Annotated in this window: 22 protein-coding genes; 10 read left to right on the top strand and 12 right to left on the bottom strand. The window is 73.0% G+C overall.

What is annotated here, in order from left to right; all coding sequences use genetic code 11:
* Window positions 1–75: 75 nt before the first annotated feature.
* The 6 genes from FHX44_RS22720 to FHX44_RS22695 all read left to right on the top strand — a co-directional run bounded on the left by FHX44_RS22720 (window position 76) and on the right by FHX44_RS22695 (window position 6,119).
* The gene (locus FHX44_RS22720; protein ID WP_147257637.1) at window positions 76–927 is read left to right on the top strand and encodes a nitrilase-related carbon-nitrogen hydrolase; all 852 of its coding nucleotides are present in this window, start codon (window positions 76–78) and stop codon (window positions 925–927) included.
* Window positions 924–2,210: an aspartate aminotransferase family protein gene (locus FHX44_RS22715; RefSeq protein ID WP_147257636.1), complete on the top strand. Its 1,287-nt coding sequence runs from the start codon at window positions 924–926 to the stop codon at window positions 2,208–2,210. The genes FHX44_RS22720 and FHX44_RS22715 overlap by 4 nt, the downstream gene beginning before the upstream one ends.
* The gene (gene hydA, locus FHX44_RS22710; RefSeq protein ID WP_147257635.1) at window positions 2,207–3,601 is read left to right on the top strand and encodes a dihydropyrimidinase; all 1,395 of its coding nucleotides are present in this window, start codon (window positions 2,207–2,209) and stop codon (window positions 3,599–3,601) included. The genes FHX44_RS22715 and hydA overlap by 4 nt, the downstream gene beginning before the upstream one ends.
* Before the next feature lie 154 nt (window positions 3,602–3,755).
* Window positions 3,756–4,757: a TIGR03842 family LLM class F420-dependent oxidoreductase gene (locus tag FHX44_RS22705; protein WP_147257634.1), complete on the top strand. Its 1,002-nt coding sequence runs from the start codon at window positions 3,756–3,758 to the stop codon at window positions 4,755–4,757.
* 94 nt (window positions 4,758–4,851) lie between these two features.
* Window positions 4,852–5,253, top strand: coding sequence for a cupin domain-containing protein (locus tag FHX44_RS22700; RefSeq protein WP_246170531.1), 402 nt, complete (start codon window positions 4,852–4,854; stop codon window positions 5,251–5,253).
* Window positions 5,250–6,119: an NAD-dependent epimerase/dehydratase family protein gene (locus FHX44_RS22695; protein ID WP_147257633.1), complete on the top strand. Its 870-nt coding sequence runs from the start codon at window positions 5,250–5,252 to the stop codon at window positions 6,117–6,119. The genes FHX44_RS22700 and FHX44_RS22695 overlap by 4 nt, the downstream gene beginning before the upstream one ends.
* On the opposite strand, the gene pdxR is transcribed toward FHX44_RS22695, so the two are convergent.
* Entirely contained in the window at window positions 6,097–7,497 is a 1,401-nt protein-coding gene (gene pdxR / locus FHX44_RS22690) for a MocR-like pyridoxine biosynthesis transcription factor PdxR (RefSeq protein WP_147257632.1), read from the bottom strand. The genes FHX44_RS22695 and pdxR overlap by 23 nt on opposite strands.
* A complete protein-coding gene (locus FHX44_RS22685) occupies window positions 7,494–7,904 on the bottom strand; it encodes a MerR family transcriptional regulator (protein WP_246170530.1) in 411 nt (136 codons plus the stop codon). The genes pdxR and FHX44_RS22685 overlap by 4 nt, the downstream gene beginning before the upstream one ends.
* 28 nt (window positions 7,905–7,932) lie before the next feature.
* Between FHX44_RS22685 and FHX44_RS22680 the strand changes: the two genes are divergently transcribed.
* Window positions 7,933–8,685 (top strand): methyltransferase domain-containing protein, encoded by a 753-nt coding sequence (locus FHX44_RS22680; protein WP_147257631.1) that lies wholly within the window; start codon window positions 7,933–7,935, stop codon window positions 8,683–8,685.
* Here FHX44_RS22680 and FHX44_RS22675 read toward each other — a convergent pair.
* The gene (locus FHX44_RS22675) at window positions 8,672–10,219 is read right to left on the bottom strand and encodes a multicopper oxidase family protein (protein ID WP_147257630.1); all 1,548 of its coding nucleotides are present in this window, start codon (window positions 10,217–10,219) and stop codon (window positions 8,672–8,674) included. The genes FHX44_RS22680 and FHX44_RS22675 overlap by 14 nt on opposite strands.
* Window positions 10,216–10,641 carry a hypothetical protein gene (locus FHX44_RS22670; protein ID WP_147257629.1) on the bottom strand — a complete coding sequence of 142 codons (426 nt, stop codon included), beginning with the start codon at window positions 10,639–10,641 and terminating at the stop codon, window positions 10,216–10,218. Before FHX44_RS22670 ends, FHX44_RS22675 begins: the two co-directional genes overlap by 4 nt.
* 99 nt (window positions 10,642–10,740) lie before the next feature.
* Here FHX44_RS22670 and FHX44_RS22665 point away from each other — a divergent pair, with 99 nt between their 5' ends.
* Together FHX44_RS22665 and FHX44_RS22660 are read left to right on the top strand one after the other, a co-directional pair.
* Complete coding sequence (locus tag FHX44_RS22665) at window positions 10,741–11,073, top strand: PadR family transcriptional regulator (protein ID WP_147257628.1); 333 nt, start codon at window positions 10,741–10,743, stop codon at window positions 11,071–11,073.
* The gene (locus tag FHX44_RS22660; protein ID WP_147257627.1) at window positions 11,070–11,753 is read left to right on the top strand and encodes a permease prefix domain 1-containing protein; all 684 of its coding nucleotides are present in this window, start codon (window positions 11,070–11,072) and stop codon (window positions 11,751–11,753) included. The genes FHX44_RS22665 and FHX44_RS22660 overlap by 4 nt, the downstream gene beginning before the upstream one ends.
* Here FHX44_RS22660 and vapC read toward each other — a convergent pair.
* Window positions 11,721–12,128 (bottom strand): type II toxin-antitoxin system VapC family toxin, encoded by a 408-nt coding sequence (gene vapC / locus FHX44_RS22655; RefSeq protein WP_147257626.1) that lies wholly within the window; start codon window positions 12,126–12,128, stop codon window positions 11,721–11,723. The genes FHX44_RS22660 and vapC overlap by 33 nt on opposite strands.
* The gene (locus FHX44_RS22650) at window positions 12,119–12,346 is read right to left on the bottom strand and encodes a type II toxin-antitoxin system VapB family antitoxin (protein WP_147257625.1); all 228 of its coding nucleotides are present in this window, start codon (window positions 12,344–12,346) and stop codon (window positions 12,119–12,121) included. The genes vapC and FHX44_RS22650 overlap by 10 nt, the downstream gene beginning before the upstream one ends.
* A gap of 64 nt (window positions 12,347–12,410) precedes the next feature.
* Between FHX44_RS22650 and FHX44_RS22645 the strand changes: the two genes are divergently transcribed.
* A complete protein-coding gene (locus tag FHX44_RS22645) occupies window positions 12,411–13,334 on the top strand; it encodes an SDR family oxidoreductase (protein WP_147257624.1) in 924 nt (307 codons plus the stop codon).
* Window positions 13,335–13,356: 22 nt separating this feature from the next.
* Here the strand turns inward: FHX44_RS22645 and FHX44_RS22640 are convergent, their stop codons facing one another.
* The 6 genes from FHX44_RS22640 to FHX44_RS22615 form a co-directional block, all read right to left on the bottom strand.
* Window positions 13,357–14,286, bottom strand: coding sequence for an ABC transporter substrate-binding protein (locus FHX44_RS22640; RefSeq protein ID WP_147257623.1), 930 nt, complete (start codon window positions 14,284–14,286; stop codon window positions 13,357–13,359).
* Window positions 14,283–15,035, bottom strand: a complete 753-nt coding sequence (locus FHX44_RS22635; RefSeq protein WP_212612605.1) for an ABC transporter permease — start codon at window positions 15,033–15,035, stop codon at window positions 14,283–14,285. Before FHX44_RS22635 ends, FHX44_RS22640 begins: the two co-directional genes overlap by 4 nt.
* Window positions 15,002–15,658: an ABC transporter permease gene (locus FHX44_RS22630; RefSeq protein WP_212612604.1), complete on the bottom strand. Its 657-nt coding sequence runs from the start codon at window positions 15,656–15,658 to the stop codon at window positions 15,002–15,004. Before FHX44_RS22630 ends, FHX44_RS22635 begins: the two co-directional genes overlap by 34 nt.
* A complete protein-coding gene (locus tag FHX44_RS22625) occupies window positions 15,655–16,752 on the bottom strand; it encodes an ABC transporter ATP-binding protein (protein WP_147257622.1) in 1,098 nt (365 codons plus the stop codon). Before FHX44_RS22625 ends, FHX44_RS22630 begins: the two co-directional genes overlap by 4 nt.
* Window positions 16,753–16,855: 103 nt before the next feature.
* The gene (locus FHX44_RS22620; RefSeq protein WP_246170529.1) at window positions 16,856–19,417 is read right to left on the bottom strand and encodes a putative bifunctional diguanylate cyclase/phosphodiesterase; all 2,562 of its coding nucleotides are present in this window, start codon (window positions 19,415–19,417) and stop codon (window positions 16,856–16,858) included.
* 176 nt (window positions 19,418–19,593) lie between these two features.
* Window positions 19,594–20,763: an NAD(P)-dependent malic enzyme gene (locus FHX44_RS22615; protein ID WP_147257621.1), complete on the bottom strand. Its 1,170-nt coding sequence runs from the start codon at window positions 20,761–20,763 to the stop codon at window positions 19,594–19,596.
* Window positions 20,764–20,793: the final 30 nt, after the last annotated feature.

Raw genomic sequence — 20,793 nt, 5'->3', positions numbered from 1 at the left:
GGATTGGGTCTTGCGAGCGAGCCCGTCCGCGTTCGAAGGTGTCCCCTTCTGGGCGATGACGTCGGAGGTCTGGCGATGGCGGGAGAGTCCCGGGTGGTGCGCGCGGCGCTGTTGCAGGCGAAATGGACGGGCGACACCGCCTCGATGATCGAGGTGCACGAGAAGTACGCACGGTCGGCCGCCGAGCAGGGCGCGCAGATCATGGGCTTCCAGGAGGTCTTCAACGCGCCGTACTTCTGCCAGGTGCAGGAGGCGGAGCACTACCGGTGGGCCGAGCAGGTGCCGGACGGTCCCACCGTCCAGCGGATGCAGGCGCTGGCCAAGGAGCTCGGCATGGTGCTCGTCGTGCCGGTGTTCGAGATCGAGAGCGCGGGCAACTACTACAACACCGCGGCCGTGATCGACGCCGACGGCAACTACCTGGGCAAGTACCGCAAGCACCACATCCCGCAGGTCAAGGGCTTCTGGGAGAAGTTCTACTTCCGCCCGGGCAACCTCGGCTGGCCGGTCTTCGACACCGCGGTGGGCCGCGTCGGCGTCTACATCTGCTACGACCGGCACTTCCCGGAAGGATGGCGCGCGCTGGGGCTGGCCGGGGCGCAGATCGTCTACAACCCGAGCGCCACCAGCCGCAGCCTGTCGTCGTACCTGTGGAAGCTGGAGCAGCCGGCCGCCGCGGTGGCCAACGAGTACTTCATCGCCGCGATCAACCGGGTCGGCGTGGAGGAGTACGGCGACAACGACTTCTACGGCACCAGCTACTTCGTCGACCCGCGCGGGCAGTTCGTCGGTGAGCCGGCGTCCGACCGCGACGAGGAGCTCGTGGTGCGCGACCTGGATCTCGCGCTGATCGACGAGGTGCGCCAGAACTGGGCGTTCTACCGCGACCGCCGTCCCGACGCCTACGGACCGCTGGTGGAGGCATGACCGACAACCTGCTGGCCCGCACGCGCGCCGTCCTCCCATCCTGGCTGGCGATCTACTACCAGGAGCCGATCGAGATCGAGCGCGGCGAGGGCCGTTACGTCTGGGACGCCGACGGCAACCGCTACCTGGACTTCTTCGGCGGCATCCTCACCACGATGACGGCCCACGCGCTGCCCGAGGTGACCAAGGCCGTCAGCGACCAGGCCGGGCGGATCATCCACAGCTCCACGCTCTACCTGAACCGGCCGATGGTGGAGCTGGCCGAGCAGATCGCGGCCGTCTCCGACATCCCCGACGCGAAGGTCTTCCTCACGACGTCGGGCACGGAGGCGAACGACACGGCGTTGCTGCTCGCCAGCTCGCTTCGCCGGTCCAACCAGATACTGGCGATGCGCAACAGCTACCACGGGCGGTCGTTCTCGACGGTGGCGATCACCGGGAACCGGACGTGGTCGCCCACATCGCTCTCGCCGTTCCAGGTCTACTACGTGCACGGCAGCCAGCGGTACCGCTCCCCGTTCGCGCACCTGTCGGACGGCGAGTTCATCGCCGCGTGCGTCGCCGATCTGAAGGAGGTGCTCGACCAGGCGGGCGGCGACGTCGCCGCGCTGATCGCCGAGCCGATCCAGGGCGTCGGCGGCTTCACCTCCGGCCCGGACGGGCTGCTCGGCGCGTTCGCCGAGGTCCTGCGCGAACGCGGCATCCTGTGGATCAGCGACGAGGTGCAGACCGGGTGGGGCCGCACCGGCGAGCACTTCTGGGGCTGGGAGTCCCACGGCGCCACACCCGACATCGTCACGTTCGCCAAGGGCATCGGGAACGGGCTGTCGATGGGCGGGGTGATCGCCCGAGCCGAGGTGATGGACTGCCTCACCGCCAATTCCATCTCGACGTTCGGCGGCTCGCCGCTGACGTCCGCCGGCGCGCTGGCCAACCTGCGCTACGTGCTCGACCACGACCTGCAGGCCAATGCGGCCCGGCACGGCCCCACGCTGCTCGACGGCCTGCGCGCGCTCGGCTCGTCGATCGTCGGCGACGTGCGCGGCAAGGGCCTGATGATCGGCGTCGAGCTGGTGCGTCCCGGGACGGGAACGCCCGGCGAGCCGGCTCCCGAGCTCGCCACCGCCGTGCTCGAGGCGTGCAAGCGGCGCGGGTTGCTCATCGGCAAGGGCGGGCTGCACGGCAACGCGCTGCGGATCGCCCCGCTGCTCACCCTCACCGCCGAGGAGGCGGCCGAGGGCCTCGCCATCCTGGTGGCCGCGATCGAGGAGGTCACGCCATGACCCGCACGCTGATCCGGAACGGCCTCGTGATCACCGCGTCCGACGAGAGCGCGGTGGACGTCCTGATCGAGGACGAGAAGGTGGTGGCGCTGGCCGACCCGGCGTTCGCGCAGGGCTGGACGGCCGACACGGTCATCGACGCCACCGGCAAGTACGTCATCCCGGGCGGGGTCGACGCCCACACGCACATGGAGCTGCCGTTCGGCGGCACGTTCGCGTCCGACACGTTCGAGACCGGCACCCGCGCGGCGGCCTGGGGCGGCACCACCACGATCGTCGACTTCGCGGTGCAGTCGATGGGCAAGTCCCTGCGCGAGGGCCTGGACGCCTGGCACGCGAAGGCCGACGGCAACTGCGCCATCGACTACGCGTTCCACATGATCATGGCGGACGTCAACGAGGGCTCCCTCAAGGAGATGGAGGGCCTCGTCGGCGAGGGCATCACCAGCTTCAAGCTGTTCATGGCCTATCCCGGTGTCTTCTACAGCGACGACGGCAAGGTCCTGCGCGCGTTCCAGAAGGGCGCCGAGACCGGCGGCCTGATCATGATGCACGCCGAGAACGGCATCGCGATCGACGTGCTCGTGGCGCAGGCGCTCGCCCGCGGGCAGACCGACCCGAAGTACCACGGCGTGGTGCGGCATGCGCTGCTGGAGGCCGAGGCGACGCACCGCGCGATCCGGCTGGCGCAGGTGGCGGGCGCGCCCGTCTACATCGTCCACCTGTCGGCCACCGAGGCCCTCGCCGAGGTGAGCCGGGCCCGCGACGAGGGCTACAACGCGTTCGCCGAGACCTGCCCGCAGTACCTGTTCCTCGACGTCGACGACCTCGCGCGGCCGGGCTTCGAGGGCGCGAAGTACGTCTGCTCCACACCGCTGCGGCCCGCCGAGCACCAGGCGGCGCTGTGGCGGGGCCTGCGCACCGACGACCTGTCGGTGGTCTCCACCGATCACTGCCCCTTCTGCTTCAAGGACCAGAAGGAGCTCGGCCTCGGGGACTTCTCGAAGATCCCGAACGGGCTACCCGGCGTCGAGACCCGGATGGACCTGCTGCACCAGGCCGTCCTGGACGGGCACATCGGCCGCAGGCGCTGGATCGAGATCGCCTGCGCCACCCCGGCGAAGATGTTCGGGCTCTACCCGCGCAAGGGCACGATCGCCCCCGGCGCGGACGCCGACATCGTGGTCTACGACCCGAACGCGCAGCAGGTGCTCTCCGCCGAGACGCACCACATGAACGTCGACTACTCCTGCTACGAGGGCCGCACCGTCACCGGCAAGGCCGAGACGGTGCTCTCGCGGGGCCGGGTGGTCGTCGACAAGGGCGAGTACCTCGGTGCACCCGGCCACGGCCGGTTCGTGCGCCGCGACACCTGTCAGTACCTGCGATGACCTCGACGGTGCGGGCGGCGTGCGTCCGCGCGAGCGGGCCGGCGCCGTCCTGCGGGCGAGGCGCGCAGGGAGCGAGGGACGAGCGACCGAGCACCGGAGGAGCAGGGCGGCGCCTCGAAGGCCCGCGAGCCCGCCGAAGCGGAGCGGAGGCGCAATGGACATAGGCCTGGTCCTGCAGACCGACCCGCCTGCGCAGACCGTCGTCGACCTCATGGTGCGGGCCGAGGAGCTCGGGTTCAGCCACGGCTGGACGTTCGACTCGCACGTGCTCTGGCAGGAGCCCTACGTCATCTACCCGCGCGTCCTGGAGCGGACGCAGCGGTTGGTGGTCGGGCCGATGGTCACCAACCCGGCCACCCGCGACTGGACGGTCATCGCGTCGCTGCACGCCACGCTGAACGAGCAGTTCGGCAACCGCACCATCTGCGGCATCGGCCGCGGCGACTCCGCGGTGCGCGTGCAGGGCCGCCCGCCCACCACGCTGGCCCGGCTGGAGGAGTCGATCCACGTGATCCGCGAGCTCGCGGAGGGCCGGTCCGTCGATCTGCACGGCACGACCGTGCAGATCCCGTGGATCGCCGAGGGAGCGGCGCTCCCGGTGTGGATGGCCGGGTACGGGCCCAAGGCGCTCGACCTCGTCGGGCGCGCCGCCGACGGGTTCATCCTGCAGCTCGCCGACCCGTACCTCGTCGAGTGGACCGTCAAGACCGTGCGCGCCGCCGCCGAGGCGGCCGGCCGGGACCCGGCCGAGATCACGGTCTGCGTGGCCGCCCCGGCCTACGTCGGCGACGACCTCGGGCACGCCCGGGACCAGTGCCGCTGGTTCGGCGGGATGGTCGGCAACCACGTGGCCGACCTCGTCACGCGCTACGGCGAGACGTCCGCCGCGGTGCCCGCGGCGCTCACCGGTTACATCAAGGGCCGCGCGGGCTACGACTACAGCCACCACGGCCGCGCCGACAACCGGTCCACCGACTTCGTGCCCGACGAGGTCGTCGAGCGGTTCTGCCTGCTCGGCCCGCCGGCGGCGCAGCTGGAACGGCTCGCCGAGCTGGAGGAGCTCGGCGTGGACCAGTTCGCGATCTACGCCATGCACGACGCCCGCGAGGCGACGATCGAGGCCTACGGATCGGCGGTCATCCCCGCACTCCCCTGACGTCGGGAGGATGGCCGAGATCCGCAACCGGTACAGCAGATTGGCTCCGAACCGGTCCACGTCGATGGACCGGTTCGGGGCTAGCGTCGCTCCCGTGCAGTCCTCGAACTCCATCTTCACCTCGCTCGCCCACCAACCCCTGCCCGCGGTCCCCGACGACGCCGAGGTCATGACGGCCACCGTGGAGGTGCCGCCCGGCGACCCGGGCACCCCGCCCCACCGCCACTCCGGCCCGGTGTACGGCTACGTCACCGAGGGGGCGATCGTCTGGGAGCTGGAAGGCGAGCCGGAGCGGGTGATCCGCGCGGGCGAGGCGTTCTGGGAGCCGGGCGGCGACGTGATCCACTACCAGGCCGGGAACGCGCTGGCCGATGCGTGGAGCCGCTTCGTGGTGGTGATGGTCCACGCGCCGGGCGCGCCCATGCTCACCCTCGTCGACGAGGCCGAGCTCGCCGAGCGACGCCACCTGCGGGCCCCGCGGCCGGTCACGGCATGACCCGCATCCTGCTGGCCGGGTCCACCGGCGTCGTCGGCAGGCGGCTCGTCCCGCTGCTGGTCGAGAACGGCCACCACGTCACAGCGCTCACCCGCAGGCCGGAGCACGTGCCCGCGCTGCGCGCGGCCGGGGCGGACCCCGCGGTCGTCGACGTGAAGGACGCCGTCGCGCTCGCGGCGACGGTCCGCGACGTCGCGCCCGAGGTCGTGGTGCACCAGCTCACCGACCTCGGCGCGGCCGACCTCTCCGCCAACGCGGAGCTGCGCGTGACCGGCACCCGCAATCTCGTCGACGCCGCGCTCGCCGCGGGCGCCCGCCGGGTCGTCGCGCAGAGCATCGCCTGGGCCTACGCGGGCGGGGACGCCCCCGCGGGCGAGGACACCCCGCTGGACCTCGACGCGCCAGAGCCCCGTGCCACGTCCGTTCGCGGGATCTCCGCGCTCGAGGCGGCGGTGCGTGAGGCGCCGGCGTGGGTGGTGCTGCGCTACGGCATGTTCTACGGCCCGGACACCTGGTTCGCCCCCGGTGGTCTGCGTGCCGCCGACGCGAGAGCCGGCCGACTGGTGGCCGATGGCGACGTCACGAGCTTCCTGCACGTGGACGACGCGGCCGCGGCGGCGGTGGCCGCGCTGGAGTGGCCGTCCGGCGCGGTGAACGTCTGCGACGACGAGCCGGCGGCGGGCCGGGACTGGGTGCCCGCCTTCTGCGAGGCGGTGGGGGCTCCGGCACCGCCGGTCTCCGATGCCCCTCGCCGGGAGTGGGCCCGCGGTGCGGACAACCGGCTCGCGCGGGAGGAGCTCGGCTGGATGCCCGAGCACCGCTCGTGGCGCCAGGGCTTCGCGCTCACCGGAGCAGCAGCTCGGTGAGGGCCTCCAGCGCCGTTCGCCACGCGTGGTCCGGGGGCGTCGCGTAGCCGATCACGAGCGCGCCGGGCCGGTCGGGGGTCGACCGGTGCCAGTAGTCGCCGGTGTGCAACCCGTGCAGCCGCACGCCGGCGCGCCCGGCGGCCGCCACGATCCGCCGTTCCTGCTCCGCCGATTCGAGCGGGATCAGGGCGTGCAGCCCGGCCGCCACACCTGCAGGCGGCGGCGCGCCGATCTCCGCGAGCCGGGTGCCCAGCTCCTGCCGGCGCGCCCGGTAGGCCAGCCGCATCCGCCGCACGTGCCGGTCGTACGCGCCGCGCGAGAGCAGGTCGGCGAGGGCGAGCTGGTCGACGGCCGGGACCCCCGCCCCGAACGCCGTCATCTCGACATCCAGAGGGCCCCGCAGCGCCCGCGGAACCACGAGCCAACCGATGCGCATGCCCGGCGCGAGGGTCTTGCTCACGCTGCCGGCGAACACCACTCGGTCGGGATCGAGCGGCTGCATCGCGCCCACGGGCTGGCGGTCGTAGCGGAACTCGCCGTCGTAGTCGTCCTCCACGACGAACCCGTCGCAGCGCCTGGCCCACTCGACGACCGCGGAGCGCCGGGCCGGTGCCAGCACCACGCCGTACGGGTGCTGGTGGGCGGGCGTGAGCAGCGCGAGCGCAGGCGCCTCCGGCAGCGCGGCCGGGTCGGCGCCGGCACCGTCCACGGGCAGCGGCACCAGGGCCGCCCCGGCGGCGGTGAGCACGTTCCGGTGGCGGGCGAAGCTCGGGTCCTCGACCCCGGCCCGCCTGATCCCGAGCCGGTGCACGACCCGCGCCAGCAGCGCGAGGGCCTGCGTGAACCCGGCCGTCACGACGACCGCGTCCGGGGTCGCCCGCACCCCGCGCGTGCGTGCGACGTGCTCGGCGACGGCGGCACGCAGCACCGGGAGGCCGGCCGGCTCGACGTAGTCCAGCAGCGCGGCGCTCCCCGTGAGCGCCCGCCGGACGGCGCTCGCCCACGCCGTGCGGGGGAAGGCGCTGAGATCGGGCCGCCCCGGGCGCAGGTCGATTCCGCGAGGGGTGCCGTCCGGTGCTGGTCGACGGTCGGGCTCGGGCGGGTCGGAACGGGCCGGGATCGCACCGACCACCGTGCCGGAGCCCGCCACGCCGACGAGCCATCCCTCCGCGACGAGCTGGCCGAAGGCCTGCACGACGGTCCCGCGGGACAGTCCGAGATCGGCCGCGAGGCTGCGCGTGCCCGGCAGCCGGGTGCCGGGGGTGAGGCGTCCGGACCGCACCGCGTCGCGCAGGGCCGCCTCCAGCGCGCGCCCGCGCCCCCTGCCCTCCCCGACGTCCAGGTGCAGGTCGAGTCCGCGGACGTACCCCGCGGTCACCGCGGGCGGGCAGGCGGTATGCGGGCCTCGAGCCCGGCCCGGAAGTTCGGGCACTCGATGAAGTCGGGCGCCGGGCACCTCAGCCCGTGGCCGATCAGCTCCCGGGCCGCGGTCGCCGACGCGATGCGGCGTTCCAGCTCGGCGTCGTGCCGGGCCAACACCTCCTTGCGCGCGGCGGGGTCGCCTGCGTCCAGCATCGCCCGCACCTGCTCCAACCCGAACCCGAGCTCCTTGCACTGCTGGATGAACGCCACCCGCGCCAGCACGTCCTGGCCGTAGCGGCGCCACCCGTTCACGCGGCGGGCCGGAGCGAGGAGCCCGACCGCCTCCCAGTGCCGCAGGACGTGCGTGGCGAGGCCGAACCGATCGGCCAGCTCGCCGATCGTCATCTCGTCCCTTGACTTCACGTCAACATGAAAATGCAGGGTCTGGTCCATGGACAAGGCCTTCCTCGAGATCCTGCTCGCCTTCGACCGTCGGCCGGATTCCGTGCGCCTGCGGCAACGGTCCTACTCGTTGCTGCACGCCGGGCCGGGCAGCCGGGTGGTGGACGTCGGGTGCGGCGCCGGCACGGCCGTCGCCGAGCTCGCGGCCGTCGGCGCCGACGCCGTGGGCATCGACGCCGCCGAGGAGGCCATCACCTTCGCCCGCGAGCACCACCCGGACTGCCGGTTCGAGGTGGGAGACGCACACCGGCTGCCGTTCCCCGACGAGAGCCTCGACGGCTACCGGGCCGAGAAGCTCTACCACGCGCTCGACGACCCGGACAAGGCCTGCGCCGACGCGCGCCGGGTGCTCGTGCCGGGCGGGCGCATCGTCCTCGTCGGTCAGGACTGGGAGCTCTTCGCGGTCGAGTCCGACGACCCTGCGCTCACCAGGACGATCCTGACCGCCAACGCCGAGGAGATGGTGCACGGGCGGGTGGCCCGGCGATACCGCAACCTGCTGCTGGACACCGGCTTCGACGACGTCTCCTGCGAGGTGCACACGGCCGTCCTCACCGATCCGGCACTGGCACTCTTCACCGCCACCCGGCTGGCCACCGGTGCCGTGCGGGCCGGCGCGGTGAGCGAAGAACAGGCCGACGCATGGCTCGCCGACCAGCGCCGCCGTGCCGACCGCGATCGGCTCTTCGTCGCGATGCCGCTGTTCCTCGCGTCCGGGCGCCGACCGGTCACACCGTCCTGATCGTCGCCATCATCGCCATGTCCTCGTGCTCGAGGTTGTGGCAGTGGAAGACGAACCGGCCGGCGTGGTCGGAGAACCGGACGGCCACCTCGACGACCTCGGCCGGGCGCACGTCCACGGTGTCCTTCCAGCCCACGTCGTAGTCGCTCGGCCCCTCGCCGCCGCGGCGCAGCACCTGGAAGGGGTCCAGGTGCACGTGGACGGGGTGGTGCACGTCGGTGACGAAGCGCCACACCTCGGTCTCGCCCAGCCCAACGTCGGCCAGCGAGGTGTTCGCGTCGAACGAGGTGCCGTTGATCGTCCAGCCCTTGTGGTCGCCCACCTTGCCGCGGCTGAAGCGGAAGGTGCGCTGCGGCGCACCGGCAGGCGGTGTGAGGGGCTCGACCTCGGCGAGCCGATCCGGCACCCGGCTGTCGTCGCGCGCGGTGCGCACCACCCGGAACCGCATCACCCGGCCCGCCGGGCCGCCGTCCAGGCCGTTGACCATCGTCACCTGGGTGCCGGGAGGCAGCACCGAGAAGTCCACCACCACGTCGAACCGCTCCCCCGGCGCGATCTCGATCGCCTCGTGCCCCACCGGCGCCGCGAGCAGCCCACCGTCCGATCCGATCTGGACGAACGGCACGTCGGGCCCGCCGGGCACCGTGAGCGCGAGCCGGTAGCGGCGGGCGTTCGAGGCGTTCAGCAGCCGAAGCCGGTACCGCGCGGCGTCGACCTCGTGCACCGGCCACGGCGCCCCGTTGACCAGCACGACGTCGCCGAGCACGCCCTCCATCCAGTCGTCCTCCACTCCCGGCAGCGACCGCATCCCCTGGTCCAGCCCGGGGTAGGCGAAGGAACCGTCGGCGGCGAACGCCCGGTCGCAGATCATCAACGGCAGCTCCCGCTCGCCGCGGGGCAGCGGCAACGCGTCCTCGACGTCGTCGCGCACGATGTGGAACCCGGCCAGCCCGCGGTAGACGGCCGGTCCCGTGAAGTCCATCCGGTGGTCGTGGTACCAGAGCGTGGCGGCCCGCTGGTCGTTCGGGTAGCGGTGCTCCCGCTCACCGGCGGCGAGGTCGCCGACCATGCCGTGATGGCTCCAGCCGCTCGTGTCGCCCACCGGGAGCACGAGGTCCAGGGGCCACCCGTCGTGCTCGGCGGGCGTGTGCCCGCCGTGGAGGTGGACCACCGTCGGCACCGGCAGTTCGTTGCGGTGGCGCACCACCACCGGCTGCCCGCGCCGGGTGTCGAACGTCGGTCCGGGGAAGATCCCGTCGTAGCCCAGGATCGGCGTGCGCACCCCGGGCAGGATCTCCGCGTCGGCCACCCGCTGGGTCACCCGGTACACCTGCGCACCCGCACCGTCCACACCCACCGGCCGCGCCACCGGCGGCACCGGCAACGGCACCCGGAACGGCTCCGGCAGCGGCACCGCGCTCGCCAGCACCTCCCCGGTGGAACCGGCCGTCGCCCCCGACCCGCAGGCCGGGAGCGCCGCGAGCGCGGCCGCCCCACCCAGGAGACCGAGGAACCCCCGCCGCGAGAAGCTCATCGCGCACCTCGCGGGCGCGCGGCCGACGGTGTCCAGACCCATGCGGCGAGCAGCACGGCGGCGACCACGATCGCGACACCGAGCGGGACATGCAGGTGCAGCTGCCGGGAGTAGCCCATCCCGATCTGGAAACCCTCGGCGAGGAACAGCAGCACCATGACCGGCAGCACCCACAGCCGCCCTCGCCCGCCGACGACGTACGCGAGGGCACCTGCGATCAGGACCATCGCGACCAGCGCCATCAGCGAGCCGATGAGGCCGTGCGCCTTCATCGCGTCGACGTCGCCGGTGAGGTAGCGGCCGGCGAGCACCGGCTGGGCGAGCACGGCCACGAGGTGCCCGGTGAGCAGGAACCGCAGGGTCCAGAGCGTGGCCCGCGGTCTCCTTGCCGGAGCCGCGGTCCGGGGCGTAAGGGTGTCCACGCGGCGGACGCTATATGTAGATTGCCTACCTATAGATCCGGGACATCCCTGATGCTGAACCGGATGTGTGGCCGCGGCGAATAGGTAGGATCCCTGTACATGAAGCCCGACGCCGTCCGCGGCCACCTCGACGGGCTGATCCTCGCCGTCCTGGAGGACGGCCCCCGCCACGGCTACGCGATCATCGAGGCGCTGCAGGCCCGCAGCGGCGGCCGGCTCGACCTGCCCACCGGCACCGTCTACCCCGCGCTGCGCCGCCTGGAGCGGGCGGCGCTGCTGTCGGGCACGTGGAGCACGGTGGGCGGGCGCGAACGCCGCACCTACACGCTCACCAGGGCCGGCCGCCACGCCCTCGCCGGCCAGCGCGCCGACTGGAACGAGTTCAGCGCAGTGGTCGACGCCGTCCTGCGGCCCGCGGCAGGCACGTCATGACGGCCGTGTTCGACCCGGTCAGCGCACACGTCGCCGAGCTCGACCATGCGCTGCGCGGGCCCGCCGCCGTGAAGCGGAGCATGATCGCCGAGGTGCGCGACGGCCTCGCCGACGCGGTCGCCGACCACCGGGACCGCGGGCTCGACCCCGAGCGTGCCGCCGCCGCGGCCGTCCGCGAATTCGGCTCGGTGCGCGAGGTGGCCCCGCTGCTGCAGGAGGAGCTCACCGCTCGGCAGGGACGACGCACGGCCCTGCTGCTCCTCCTGTCGTTCCCCGCCCTGCTGCTCATCTGGGATGTGCTCTGGAAGTCGGGGCACGGGTGGTCGGTGCCCCCGACGCCCACGGTCTCCGTCCTGGCCCGCGCGGTCGACGTCCTGACCGTGCTGATCGCCGCGGCGGCGCTCGCCCTGCTGCTGGCCACGTTCCGGGGCCGCCCGCTGCCCCGGTGGGTCACGGGGCTGACCGGCCTCGTGGCCGCCCTCGGCGTCGCCGGGTGCGGGGGCATGTCCCTCGTGATGAACCTGCTGAACCCCCACCTGGCCGTCGAGCCGGCGACCGTCGTCGTCCTCACCGTCACCGTGGTGATCGCAGGGCTCGTGACCCGGTCCGCCGTCCGGTCGCTGCGGTTCGCGCGCGGGTGCCGGCGGTCAGACGAGGGAACGGACCCGAAGGTCGGGTAGGGCCTCGGCGAGCACGTCGAAGTCACGGTCGCGGTGCACGAGCGTGGCCCCGGTACGCGCCGCGACCACGGCGATGAGGCAGTGGATCGTCTTGCGGACCGTGCGCCCACCCCGTCGGACAGCGCGATAGGCGATTGCGGCGTCGCGGTAGTCGACCGAGGCGTCGACGGACAGGAGTTGAAGCCCGTTCATCATCTTCTCGACTCGCTCGAACAGCCGGTCATCGTTGGCACCGGCAAGCAGTTCCATGATCACCGGTTCGGTGGTGGCGACCGCGCCCGGGTCGTCATGCCACAACCGGTCGACCTCGTTGCAGGCCCGAGAGTCCGTGTCACGGAGATACTCGACCCACGCGGATGTGTCGATCAGCTCCACCCAGGGTCCCCGATCTCCTGCACTCGGGACGCCCGCATCTCCTCGAGATCACCATCCCATCCCGCCCCTCGCATGCTCTCGAAGAACTCCGGAGACAGGCGCGGCCCGACAAGCCTCCGCAAAGCGAGGTCAACGGCTTCCTTCTTGGTCTTGAGGCCATACTTTCGCATCGCCTCGGCAACCAGCTCGTCATCGATGTCGATGTTGGTCCGGGTCATGCACAAACCATACACCTTTGATACACCGACCTTGGCTGTCAGGTTTGAGCTCGAAGATCGCCCCATGACAGGAACGGATCGACCGCTCGCGGGGCGGGTGGCGCTGGTTGCGGGTGCGACGCGAGGAGCGGGCCGGGGCATCGCGGTGGAGCTGGGGGCGACGGGCGCCACGGTGTACGTCACGGGCCGCACCACGCGCGAAAAGCGCAGCGAGTACGACCGGCCGGAGACCATCGAGGACACCGCCGACCTCGTGACGGCCGCGGGCGGCACCGGGATCGCGGTGCCCACCGACCACCTCGACCCGGTGCAGGTCGAGCGGCTGGTGGCCCGCATCGCCGCCGAGCAGGGCCGGCTCGACGTGCTGGTCAACGACATCTGGGGCGGCGAGTACCTCGCGGAGTGGGACAAGCCGGTGTGGGAGCACTCCCTCACCGACGGCCTGCGGATCCTGCGCCTCGCGATCGACACCCACCTCGTGACGGCCCGCTACGCGTTCCCGCTGCTGATCGAGCGGCGAGGCGGGCTCGTCGTGGAGGTCACCGACGGCACCGCCGAGTACAACGCCGACCACTACCGGCTCAACGTCTACTACGACCTCGCCAAGATCGCGCCCATCCGGCTCGCGCGCAGCTGGGCGCACGAGCTGGGCCCGCACGGCGCCACCGCCGTCGCGATCACCCCCGGCTGGCTGCGTTCGGAGATCATGCTGCACGAGTACGGGGTGACCGAGGCGAACTGGCGCGACGCGTGCGTCAAGGAGCCCCACTTCGCGATCTCCGAGACCCCGCGCTTCGTCGGCCGCGCGGTCGCGGCACTCGCCGCCGACGAGCGGCGCGACCGCTGGCAGGGCCGGAGCGTCTCCAGCGGCGGCCTCGCGAAGGAGTACGGCTTCACCGACCTCGACGGCTCCGCACCGGATGCCTGGCGCTACGTGGTGGAGGTGCAGGACGCGGGCAAGCCGGCCGACGCCGCGGGATACCGCTGAGCGGATGGTTCAGGCCACGGGCTCACCCCAGGTTGTTGGCCGTCACCCACTCCTTGGCCACCGATTCGACGGTGTTGGTGGCCGCGTCGGCGACCTTTCGGTTGAGCTCGAGCAGGCCGTCCGTCGTGAGCGCGGCCGAGATCGAGTTCAGCGTCTCGCGCACCTGGTCGTTCGCTTTGGTCTCGTTCACCAGCGGCACGACGTTCTGGGCCGCGAAGTTGTTCTTCGGGTCCTCCAGGACCACCCAGCCGCGGTCGGCGATGGTCGGGTCGGTGGTGAAGAGGTCGGCGGCCTGGATGGTGCCGTCGGTGAGCGCCGCGACGGTGAGGGGGCCTCCGGCGTCGAGCGAGCGGAAGTCGGCGAACGTGCAGCCGTAGAGCCGCTCGATGCCGGGCAGGCCGTAGGGCCGCTCGGCGAACTCGGGCGGGCCGCCGAACACGAGCTCACCGCAGTGCGGGGCGAGGTCGGCGAGCGAACGGGCGTTGTACCGCTGCGCCGTCTCCTGGGTGACGACGACCGCGTCCTTGTCCTCCGCCTTCGACTGATCGAGCACGATCAGCGGGTCGGGCAGCTTCTGGGTGAGCTCCTGGTACACCTGGTCGGACGCGGTGGCCGTGGCCTGCGGATCGATCTCCTGCAGGAGGTTTCCCGTGTACTCGGGGATCAGGTCGATCGAGCCGTCCTGCAGCGCCGGGAAGTAGACCTCCCGGCTCCCGATCCCGAACGAGCGCTCGACCTTGGCGCCCTTGGCCTCCAAGGCCTGCGCGTAGATCTCCGCCAGCAGCCGGCTCTCGGTGAAGTTCGCCGACCCGACCTTGATGACGTCGGCGGCCGCCGGGGGCCCTGCGTCAGGTGAGCCGGACGGGCCACCGGCAAGCGGGTCGCCACCACCTCCACAGGCGGTGAGACCGAGGGCGAGCAGGCCGGTCAGCGCGGCGAGCGTGCGTTTCATGATGCGATTCCTCCGGCGACGACGGGGGCCTGTCGGGGTGCCCTTCTGCGGGTCTGCGCGGTGCGCAGGCCCGGTGAGACGATCAGTCGTTGTAGCGCGCCGAGCAGCCCTTCGACGACCAGTGCGAGCGCGGCCACCAGCACGGCGCCCGCGGCCATTTCGGTGTAGTCGTTGCGGGCGAGCCCGTCGATCAGGAAGCGGCCCAGGCCGCTGAGGCCGATGTAGGCACCGATCGTGGCGGTGGCGATCACCTGCAGGGTGGCGGTGCGCAGGCCGCCGATGATCAGCGGGACCGCGATCGGCAGTTCGACCTTGGTGAGCACCTCGTGCTCGCGCATGCCCATGCCCCGCGCGGCGTCGATCACGGCGGGGTCGGTGTTGCGCACGCCCGCGTACGTGCCGGCGAGCAACGGCGGGACGGCGAGGACCACCAGGGCGATGGTCAACGGCAGCAGGCCGATCCCGACGAGGCCCACCAGCAGCGTGAGCAGGCCGAGTTCCGGGAGCGCGCGCAGCCCGTTGGCCGCACCGACGACGAGGAACCCGCCGCGCCTGGTGTGCCCGATCCAGGCACCCAGCGGGACGGCGATCACGGCGGCGATGAGGAGGGCCTGCACCGTGTACGCGAGGTGGTCGGCCAGCCGGGACGGCACACCGCGCGTGCCCGACCAGTTGCCGGGGTCGAGGAACCACTGCACGACCTGCGCGAAGAGGTTCACCTCGCGCCTCCCGCCCGCTGGCGGTTCCACGGCGTGAGGATCCGGCCGATCACGAGCAGCACGGCATCGCCCGCCAGCGCGAGGAGCACGGTCAGCGCGACGCCGACGATGATCTCCGTGGGGAACTGCAGCTGGAAGCCCTCGGTGAAGAACTCGCCCAGTCCGCCGACCCCGATGAGGGCGCCGACGCTGACCAGGCTGATGCTCGACACCGTGGCGACCCGCAGCCCCGCGATGAGCACCGGGATCGCGAGCGGCAGCTCGACGTCCAGGAACCGGCGGGCCGGCCGGTAGCCCATCGCCGTGGCCGCCGCCACCACGAGACCGGGCACGGCGGCGAGCGCGTCGGCGATGGTGCGCACGAGCAGCGCCACCGTGTAGATGGTGAGCGCGACGATGATGTTGATCTCGGACAGGATCCGGGTGCCGAGGATGCCCGGCAGCACGACGAACAGCGTGAGCGACGGGATGGTGTAGAGCACGCCGGCGGCAGGCACGAGCACGGCGCGGGCGAGCGGGTACCGGTTGGCCAGCCAGCCGAGCGGGACGGACAGCACCAGCCCCACCACCACCGGGATGAGCGCCAGCCTCAGGTGCTCGACCGTGAGCGCCAGGATCCGGTCGGCGTTGCCGGGGATCCAGCTCCAGATCACGCCGCCGCCTCGTGCTCCCGGACCGCGTCGACGACCGCGAGGACGTCACCCGCGGTGACGGAGCCGACCACCGCGCCGTCGCCGTCGACCGCGACCCCGACCCCCGACGGCGAGGACAGCGCGGCGTCCAGCGCGCTGCGCAGCGAGCCGCTGCCGATGTCGTAGAGCGACCCGCCGGGCATCAGGTGATCGGCCTCGACGACGGCGGCCCCGTTGCGCTCGGCGCCGTTGAGCCACCCCTGCGGGTGCTGTTCGGAGTCGACGACCAGCACCCACGCGTCGTCGTCGGGAACCGGGTCGCCCAGCGCGACGGTGGGCAGCTCCCCGATGGGGATGGCGTCGGACGACATGAAACCGAGGCCGCGGTAGCCGCGGTCGCGGCCCACGAAGTTGTCGACGAAGTCGTCGACCGGGCGGGCGAGCAGCTGCCCCGGCTGGTCGTACTGGGCGAGCACGCCGCCGACGCGCAGCACGGCGACCTTGTCGCCCAGCTTGATGGCCTCGTCGATGTCGTGGGTGACGAACACGATGGTCTTGCCCAGCTCCGCCTGCAGCCGCAGGAGCTCGTCCTGCAGGCTCTCGCGCACCACCGGGTCGACGGCGCTGAACGGCTCGTCCATCAGCAGGATCGGCGGGTCGGCGGCCAGTGCCCTGGCCACGCCGACGCGCTGCTGCTGCCCTCCCGAGAGCTGCGCGGGGTAGCGGCCCGCCATCTCACGGGCGAGGCCGACGATCTCCATCAGCTCCGCGGCGCGGGAACGGGCCTTCGCCTTGCTCCAGCCGAGCAACAGCGGGACCGTGGCGATGTTGTCGAGGATGGTGCGGTGCGGGAAGAGCCCCGCCTGCTGGATGACGTAGCCGATGCCGCGGCGCAGGTCGGCGGCGTCGGTGGCGGCGACGTCGCGTCCGTCGACCATGATCGTGCCCTCGGAGGGCTCGATCATGCGGTTGATCATCCGCAGCGAGGTGGTCTTGCCACAGCCGGACGGCCCGACGAAGACCGTGATCCCACCGGCCTCGACGACGAGGTCGAGGTTGTCGACCGCAACGGTGCCGTCGGGGAAGCGCTTGGTCACGCCCCGGAACTCGATCATCCGAGGGACCTCCGTGTTCGCCGACGACCCCTTGCCGGTCGCCGCTCGTCAGCGAGGCTAACCCGAGGGACCGACAATCGCGACCGATGTGATCTGTCCGGGATCAGGCGTGGCTCGCCCGGCCTGCGGCCGCGGGGGTCGCGAGCCGCCCGCGCGCGAGGACGTCCCGCACGACCGCGGACCGCACCGGCCGCGAGAACAGCCATCCCTGGTAGGCGTCCACGCCGATGCCGCGCAGCACGTGGAACTGCTCCGCGGTCTCCACGCCCTCCGCCACCGTGGTGCGGCCCATCGCCCGTGCCATGTCCACGACGGCGCGCGCGACGGCGAAATCGGCCGGGTCGTCGGCGACGCCCGTGACGAAGGCGCGGTCGACCTTGACGGTCTGCGCGGGGAGCTCCTTGAGCCGGGCGAGGGAGGAGTAGCCGGTGCCGAAGTCGTCCACCGCGAACCGGACGCCGCGCTCGGTGAGCTCGGCCATCGCGGCCAGCGCGTGCGGCGGGAGAGCGACGAGGCTGGTCTCGACGAGCTCGAGCACCAGCCGGTCCCACTCGAGCCCGGCGTCGGAGACGGCCTCGCTCACCGCGGCGAGGAACCCCGCGTCGCCGGGCAGGAGCCCGGCCAGGTTCACCGCGACGGCGCAGCGGCGCCCGCGGTGCTCCGGCCATTCCGCGGCCTCCCGGGTGGCGGCCCGCAGCACCCACAGGTCCAGCTCGCGCAGCAGCCCGCTGCGCTGCGCGACCGGCAGGAAGTCCGACGGCGGGATCAGCCCGCGCTCCGGGTGCGGCCAGCGGACGAGCGCCTCGGCCGAGATGACCGTGCCGTCCGGGGCCACCACCGGCTGGTAGTCGAGCACGAGCCCGTCGGCGGCGATCGCCGCGCGCAGCTCCGCCTCCAGCTCCAGCGCCGTGGTCGCCGAGCTGACGACGCCGTCCGTGGCGATGCCGATCCCGCCGCGTGCCTGCCGGCGCTTGGCGTCGTGCATGGCGGCCTCGGCGAACCGCAGCAGGTCGGCGGCCCGCACCTCGCCGGTGGGGACCGGGGTGGCGAGCCCGACCGATGCCGTCATCTGCACCGGCCGGCCGCACACGGTGATCGTGGTGCGCAGCAGGTCGGCGACCGTACGCGCCAGCTGGTCCGGGCCGCCGACCTCGGCGTGGTCGGCGCAGATCACGACGAACTCGTCGGCGCCCAGCCGCGCCGCGGTGCAGCCGAACGGCAGCTCCCGCTGCAGGCGGCCGGCGAGCGACACGAGCAGGTCGTCGCCCGCGTCGTGCCCGAGCGAGGAGTTGACGCGCGCGAAGTCGTCGAGGTCGCCGCACACCACCGCGACGCGGTCCCGGCCGGCGCCGGCCAGCAGCCGGTCCACGAGCTCGAGGCCGGCGGCCCGGTTGGGCAGGCGGGTGAGCTCGTCCACCATCCCGGCGCTGCGCAGCAGCTCGGCGGCCCTGCGGCGGTCGGAGACGTCGGTGCACGCCACCAGCCACAGGAAGCCGCCGTCGTCCGCCACCGTCGCGGAGACGGCCAGCTCGCACCACACCGTGGTGCCGTCCGCGCGGCGCAGCGGGGCGCTGTCCACGCCGTACCCGTGCCGGGTGCCGAGGGCCACCGGGCGCAGCCAGTCGGGGAGCGCGGCCCCGTCGGCCGACGCGTCGTCGGCGGACAGGGCGGTGGCCGGGGTGCCACGCAGTCGTTCGAGCGGGACGTCCAGCAGCGCGCACATGCCCGCGTTGGCGTCCACGACGCGGCCCGCGGGGTCCAGCAGCGCGACCCCGCCGGGCACGAGGGCCATCAGGTCGGCGAAGCGCCGGGCGGTGCGTTCCACCCGGAACCGGCCGATCCGCTCCGCGCTCACGTCGTGCACGACGCCGATCAGCCGCTGCGGCGTGCCGTCCGGGCCGCGCTCCACCTGGGCCCGGCAGCTCAGCATCCCGTCACCGGGCAGCTGCAGCTCGACGTGGTGGTCGGCGTCCGGGTTCCCGGCACGCAGCTCCTCGCACAGCGCGGCCACCTGCTCGCCCTCGACGGGTCGGGAGCCGTCGCCGTCGGGATCGACCCCGACCGCGCTGTACAGCTCGAGGAGCGTGCCGCTGCGCTCCAGCTTCGACGTCGCCAGGTCGAACGACCAGGTCCCGATGCGCGCCAGCCGCTCCAGCTCGACCGCCCAGGCCGGGTCCACCACCGGGGCCTGCTGCGCGGCGTCCCGCTCGAGGATCACGACGGCGGTGAGGTCCACGCCCGGAAGCGGCCAGCGCACCGCGTGGACGGGCACCCTGCTCCCGTCCGCGCGCACCAGCTGGGTGTCCTCCCCCGTGCCGACGAGGAGCCTGCGCATCCGGGCGCCGCCGAGCGCCCTCGGGTCCGCGGCCCCCGCGAGTGCGGCGAGCGCCTCGTTGGCGCGCACGACCCGCCCGTCGGGGTCGTGGACGAGGGCGGGCTCCGCGGGGAGCGGGACGGCCGGGACCCGGTCCAGCTCCGGCGCCTCCGAGACGGCCCGGGCCAGCGTGGAGGCGAACAGCGCCGCCTCCGGGTGCACCTCTGCACCGAGCGCGGCGTACCGCTCCCGGTGCAGATCCGCCCGCAGCACCGCGTCGGACGCACCGTGCGGCTGGGTCGGTGGCTCGACCACCGGGCCGTCGCCGAGGCGGTGTCCGAGCTCTCTCACGTGCGTCTCCCAGCGTCGCGACGTCGATACCCTTCGCTACAACGACGCCGACGGCCACACGATCTGGCCGAGCTGCTCGATCGACCTACACCGCCCCGAGTGAGTGAACGGGCCGACCACCACGCACAGTGACGGTCATGATCACCAATGGAGCAAACGCGCAGGCCGAAGGACGATCAGGGCGTAACGGCCGCGCCGGGCGCCGCCGCGGCGACAGCTGACGAAACGGCTAGGGCGACACGCGGGTCGAACGGGCTGGGCACGATCGCGTCGGCCGAGAGCTCGTCCCTCGCCACCGAGAAGATGGCGTCGGCCGCCGCGAGCTTCATCTCCTCCGTGATGCGCCGCGCCCCCGCGTCGAGGGCACCGCGGAACACGCCGGGGAACGCGAGCACGTTGTTGATCTGGTTCGGGAAGTCGCTCCGCCCGGTGGCGACGATGGCCGCGTGCCGCCGCGCGACGTCCGGGTGGATCTCGGGGTCGGGGTTGGAGAGGGCGAAGACGATCGCGTCGCGTGCCATCCGCGCCAGCAGCTCCTCGGACACCGTCGCGCTCGACAGGCCGACGAACACGTCGGCGCCGTCGAGGGCCTCCGCGACGCCGCCGGTCACCCCGCGCGGGTTGGTGACCGCGGCCAGCGAGGCCTTCTCCCCACCGCGGCCCGCGTCGAGCACACCGCGCGAGTCGAGGACGACGACGTCGCGCACGCCCGCGGCGAGCAGGATCCGGGCACACGCGACGCCCGCGGCCCCCGCACCCGAGATGACGACGCGCAGCCCGTCGAGGTCGCGGCCCTGCACAGCGCAGGCGCCGCGCAGCGCGGCGAGCAGCACGATCGCCGTGCCGTGCTGGTCGTCGTGCATGACGGGGCAGTCGAGCGCCTCGACGAGCCGCCGCTCCAGCTCGAAGCACCGCGGGGCAGAGACGTCCTCGAGGTTCACCGCGCCGAAGCTCGGACGCAGCCGCACCAGCGTCTCGACGATCTCGTCGACGTCGGTGGTGTCGAGCACGAGCGGGATCGAGTCCAGCCCGGCGAACGCCTTGAACAGCGCGGACTTGCCCTCCATCACGGGCAGCGCGGCGCGCGGGCCGATGTCGCCCAGCCCGAGGACGGCCGTGCCGTCGCTCACGACGGCGACGAGTCGGTTGGTCCAGGTGTAGCGGGCGGCGAGGCCCGGGTCGGCGGCGATGGCGCGGCTGACCTCGGCGACGCCGGGCGTGTAGGCCACGGCGAGGTCACGCGCGTCGGCCAGCGGGGCGGTGAGCGCGGTGCCCAGCTTGCCGCCGCCGTGCGCGGCGAAGATCTCCTCGCGGGTGGGGATGGTGCGTTCGGGAACGATCGTCACGGGTCTGCTTCCTCGGGGTGCTCAGGGGGG

Origin of the sequence: Pseudonocardia hierapolitana (genome assembly GCF_007994075.1) — a bacterium.
Lineage (GTDB): Bacteria > Actinomycetota > Actinomycetes > Mycobacteriales > Pseudonocardiaceae > Pseudonocardia > Pseudonocardia hierapolitana.
Note: the sequence above shows the minus strand (reverse complement) of the source record. Positions and strands in the feature narration are given on the sequence as shown.